Origin of the sequence: Kitasatospora sp. NPDC051164 (assembly GCF_044455625.1) — a bacterium.
Classification (GTDB): domain Bacteria; phylum Actinomycetota; class Actinomycetes; order Streptomycetales; family Streptomycetaceae; genus Kitasatospora.
This window is the reverse complement of sequence record NZ_JBITFB010000108.1, coordinates 1-4,239: the sequence shown is the minus strand read 5'-3', so window position 1 is coordinate 4,239 and position 4,239 is coordinate 1. Positions and strand designations below refer to the sequence as shown.

Here is a 4,239-nt window from a genome sequence, read left to right as displayed (position 1 = left end):
CGCGCGGCGGGTGGCCGAGCGGGACGAGCAGGCCGTCACCGTGTGGAAGGAGTCTCAATGACTGAGTCAAGCCGTCTGAGCGACCGGATCGGGGGTGAAGATCCGGTTGTCACGCAGGAGGGCCCACAGCACGCTCACTCGGCGGCGGGCCAGCGCGATGACGGCCTGGACATGCTTGCACCCCTCGCCGCGCTGCTTCCGGTAGAAGTCCCGGTTCGGCCCGTCGCGCGCGTGGAATGTGTCTCGGATCTGCCTGTCGATCCGCTTCAGCCGGTCGTCCAGGGCCAGGATCTGCGCCGCCAGGTCGGCGACGATCGTCGCGGCGACGTCCTCGCCGGGCAGGACGGTGTGCTGGGCGGTGGCGGCTTCCAGCGCGGTGGCCGCCACCGCGTCGGCGCCGCGGACACTCCGGTCGGCCAGCCACGCAGTCAGGCGGGCCCGGCCGCGGCGGCGGATCGCGGCCGGTGTCTGGTAGCCGGTCAGCAGGACCAGGGCGCCCTTGTGGGCGGAGTAGTCGAATGCGCGTTCCAGGGCGGGGAAAATACCGGTCAGCACGTCGCGGAGCCGGTTGATCATCCGCACTCGGTCGGCGACCAGGTCTGCGCGATGGGCGGTCAGCAGCGCGAGGTCGGCGGCGAGCTGGGCCGGCACCTCAATGGCGGTGAAGCAGCCAGGGCGCCCCGAAGAGCCGGGCGGCCACTCCTGGGGAGCCACTGAAGGCAAGACCGCATCAGCCACATCCGGCCCTCCCGGGCCGAACAACACCTTACGGAGGCGACCTGGGCGGAGGTAATAGAGCCCGGGCGGCCTGCGGGGGCTACATCTGCTTCGAGGACGAGGCAGGCTTCACCCGCCGTCCGCCCAAAGGCCGCACCTGGGGCCGGCGCGGCCACACCCCTGTCGTGACGGTCAGCGGCCGCCGCTCGGGACGCCTGTCCGTGGCGGGACCGATTGCCATGCGACCCGGCTCCCGCACCCGGCTGTGCCACCGCTTGCGCACGCACCCGCGGGCAGAGGCAAGCGCCGCAGCATGGGCGAGCGCGACTTCATCGCACTGATCGACGGCGTCCACCAGCTCGTCAAGGCACCGATCGTACTGGTCTGGGACCGCCTCAACACCCACATCTCCTACGCCATGCGCGAGTTGATCGCCGAGCGCACCTGGCTGACAGTGTTCCTCCTTCCGCCCTACTCGCCCGACCTCAACCCTCCGGCCGGACCCGACCCAGCGCGGCCGCCTTGAGGACATTCGCGACAACCTTGTCGCCCGCAGCGCCGAGGCCGAGCGCGAAGGCTGGCTCGGTGAGGTCGAGGGACTCCGGGTCAGCTTGGCTGACGCCGAAAACACGCCCGCCCAGGTCGACGCGCCGGCCGAGCCAGTCGGCTGCGGTCCAGCTCGGAATGCCGGGCTTCAGCCGGTCCGGAGGAACCGCTGGGACGTCGAGACCAACGTCATGATCGAAGCCAGAGGTGAGCGAAGACGAAGATCAAAACGGAACCGACAGCCCAGCCTCACGCAGCCGGGACAGGGCTGTGGAGATGCATTGCTGCACAGTCCTCCCGTCAGCACGCATGCCGTGCTCCAAGGGACCCCCACTGGCGGCGAACGTCCACGTCGGCGCGTTTTCGGCGACCCTCTCGGCGTCTACCCTGATCATGGCATTCACGCCCTGCTCACCCAGCCATTCCAGGATGAGGAGTGTCACGTCCTCGATGCCACCATCCTGGTCGAACTTTGGCCGGCGGCCCTGGTTTTCTGTCATTGCCCAGACTCTACCGAGAGGTCCGAAGCAATCGGCGTCCGGCCGTCAGGCCGGGAGGATCAGCGCCTGGTTTCCATTCCGGCAATGAGTTCAGCGCACTCGCTGGCGAAGGAACAGAGCTGCTCAACGACCTGCTGGTACTCCTGCGGGTCCCGCACCGTATTCGGCGTGGCGTCGGCCCACTGCTGCCACAAGCCACCGGCGGCAAGGTATGGAGCTGCTCGCTCAGCCCCAAGGACGGCATCGAGGTGAAGCAGCGTGCTGAGAACCTCGGTCTGGTCCCAGGGGAGGTCGGGTTGAGGCAAGTAGCGATCAAGGTATCTGCAGACCAGATCGGCGTCCGCTCTGGTACCGAATGTGGCAAGAGCGAGGCAGAGAGACCCGCGGTAGGGACCTCCGCTGGCCAGCAGGAGTTCGCCGATGCGGCTGCGGAACCCGGTCCTGCCAGCCGCGGCAACCAGCCAGGAGGCAGTCCTGCGCTCTCGCCATCCACCCTCGAATAGGATGCCGAGTTCAGTGGGAGTGATCTCCACGGCAGCCTGGACCAGCCCCTTCACGAACAAGGCACGCTCAGGCCCGCTCAACCGCAGCGAGCTTCCACCCAGCCGAAGGTACCGCCGGCCGGGCGTGACGAATCGTCGGACCAGGTCCATTAGGGCCTGTGTGAGGTTGTGATCAGTCGACCGTCCGTAGGAGGTCGTCGATCCAGATCATCGAGGCGCGGAGGTGGAGGCCTGCGAGGTAGCTCTCGGGTGTCTTGTCGCAGCGGGTGGCGATGCCCCGCCATGCCTTCAGCTTGTTGATCAGACGCTCGACGGTGTTGCGCTCTTTGTAGAGGTCGGCGTCGTGGCCGACCGGCCGGCCGCCCATGCTGCCCTTTCTCTTCCGGCTGGCGGCCTGGTCCTTCTTCCCCGGGATGACGGCCTTGATTCGGCGTTTGCGCAGGTAGGCGCGGTTGCCGCGGGACGAGTAGGCCTTGTCCGCGGCGACCGCGCCGGGCCGGGTGCGGGGACGGCCCACCGGCAGGCGCACGCGCACCTTCGCGAGGACCGGGATGAACTGCGGGCTGTCGGCGGGCTATCGGCGGCCTGCCCCTCGGTCAGGACGAGCGCCAGCGGGCGGCACCGGCGGTCGGCGGCGAGGTGGACCTTGCTGGTCAGTCCGCCCCGAGAGCGGCCGAGCAGGGCTTCCTTCAGGCGGAGTCCGCGTCGGAGCCGGGCGCGTCGCCGCTCGTCCTGTCCGTTCTGTTCCTGCGGCCCGCCCCCTTTTGCCGGGCCTCCTCCTGTTCGCGCGCGGCCTCCTCGAGGGCCTGCATGAGGCGTCGACGAGCATCCCGGCGGCGTCGTGATGGGCGCGCACGGACGTGGAATCCACGCTGACCAGCGACAGGTCCGCCTTCCCCGCGCGGGCGGCCTCGGCGATCAGGCCTTCGAGCAGGTCGGTGAAGACGCCGGCGTCCCGCCAGACCCGGAAACGGCCGTAGACCGTCGGCCACGGGCCGAACTCGGCAGGCATCTCCCGCCACCGGGCACTGGAGCGGAACCGCTAGATCACCCCCTCGAACTGCTCCCGCAGCCGCTCGGGGTACGGACCGAACCTGCCCACCGGCAGATACGGCTCGACCAACTTCCGCTGATCATCGGTGAGTTGCCTGCGCGTCACGACCAACAGTCCTACCGGGTTCCGACCCCGAACGAGGGCGGAACCCGAAGACTGATCACAACATCACACGGGCCTAGCGCCGGCACCGGACGCCGGTCTCGGCTGGGACAGCCCTACCGGCAACCCCGAGGCCCTGCGTTCCTGCCGTGACCGTCGCTGGATCCGGAAGCGGCGCGCCGCCACTGGTGATGGGGGGGTGGTTGAGGGGCCGGCTGTGGGGGGCGTGCGGTCAGTGGTGCAGCTGGTCGGGCCGTTTGGCGATCCGGGCCGTGATCCGCACCACAGGGAAGGCGATCGTGTACCCGGCGGTGAACAGCACCACCGGCAGCAGGATGAGTGCGCGGTGGTTGAGTCCCATGTCCGGGAGCAGGGGGGAGAGCAGTGGCGGGCCGGCCAGGACGGCTGTGGTCAGGGCGGCGTGCCCGACGAGGCGTGCGGTGCAGGCGACGGCGATGCCGGTGACCACCGGGGCCACGAAGTAGAACCCCATGCCGGTCGCCCGTTCCCCGAAATGGCTCCCGGCCAGGGGCAGGACGACCTCCCCGGCCGTGATCGAGAGGGCAACCGTCCACGGGATGACGCGGCTCAGGTTCGACATGGGGTCCGGTGGGGCGACCAGCAGGACGAGAGCGTTGAACGCGAGCAGTACGACCTGGTAGTCGCACAGGATCGGGCGAAAGAGCGCGTGGAGCAGGGGCGTGGCCAGGACGGTCACCAGGCCCTCTCTGTCAGCCTTGGGTGAGACATCCCGCTTTGTCGGGTTAGCCTGAGAGGGCCCGAGTAGGAGTTCCACCCCTGATGACCAGCACCAATT

Annotated in this window: 4 protein-coding genes and 2 pseudogenes; 1 reads left to right on the top strand and 5 read right to left on the bottom strand. The window is 69.1% G+C overall.

Annotated elements, in window-relative coordinates; all coding sequences use genetic code 11:
- Positions 1 to 66: 66 nt before the first annotated feature.
- A pseudogene (locus tag ACIBEC_RS47640) lies at positions 67 to 657 on the bottom strand (transposase); the annotation flags it as partial.
- A 373-nt stretch (positions 658 to 1,030) separates the two neighbouring features.
- On the opposite strand from ACIBEC_RS47640, the gene ACIBEC_RS47635 reads away from it, so the two are divergent.
- Complete coding sequence (locus ACIBEC_RS47635; RefSeq protein ID WP_360510252.1) at positions 1,031 to 1,243, top strand: transposase; 213 nt, start codon at positions 1,031 to 1,033, stop codon at positions 1,241 to 1,243.
- A 244-nt stretch (positions 1,244 to 1,487) separates the two neighbouring features.
- Here the strand turns inward: ACIBEC_RS47635 and ACIBEC_RS47630 are convergent, their stop codons facing one another.
- The 4 genes and pseudogenes from ACIBEC_RS47630 to ACIBEC_RS47615 all read right to left on the bottom strand — a co-directional run bounded on the left by ACIBEC_RS47630 (position 1,488) and on the right by ACIBEC_RS47615 (position 4,140).
- A complete protein-coding gene (locus ACIBEC_RS47630) occupies positions 1,488 to 1,763 on the bottom strand; it encodes a hypothetical protein (RefSeq protein ID WP_360510250.1) in 276 nt (91 codons plus the stop codon).
- Between the two features lie 59 nt (positions 1,764 to 1,822).
- The gene (locus tag ACIBEC_RS47625; protein WP_360510248.1) at positions 1,823 to 2,416 is read right to left on the bottom strand and encodes a DUF6000 family protein; all 594 of its coding nucleotides are present in this window, start codon (positions 2,414 to 2,416) and stop codon (positions 1,823 to 1,825) included.
- A gap of 22 nt (positions 2,417 to 2,438) precedes the next feature.
- Positions 2,439 to 3,425, bottom strand: a pseudogene (locus ACIBEC_RS47620) (IS5 family transposase).
- A 229-nt stretch (positions 3,426 to 3,654) separates the two neighbouring features.
- Complete coding sequence (locus ACIBEC_RS47615) at positions 3,655 to 4,140, bottom strand: hypothetical protein (RefSeq protein ID WP_360510246.1); 486 nt, start codon at positions 4,138 to 4,140, stop codon at positions 3,655 to 3,657.
- Positions 4,141 to 4,239: the final 99 nt, after the last annotated feature.

Bases quoted from the DNA above. Each gene is read 5' to 3' on its own strand.
- ACIBEC_RS47635 (WP_360510252.1), top strand. From the start codon at position 1,031: ATGGGCGAGCGCGACTTCATCGCACTGATCGACGGCGTCCACCAGCTC.
- ACIBEC_RS47630 (WP_360510250.1), bottom strand. From the start codon at position 1,763: ATGACAGAAAACCAGGGCCGCCGGCCAAAGTTCGACCAGGATGGTGGC.
- ACIBEC_RS47625 (WP_360510248.1), bottom strand. From the start codon at position 2,416: ATGGACCTGGTCCGACGATTCGTCACGCCCGGCCGGCGGTACCTTCGG.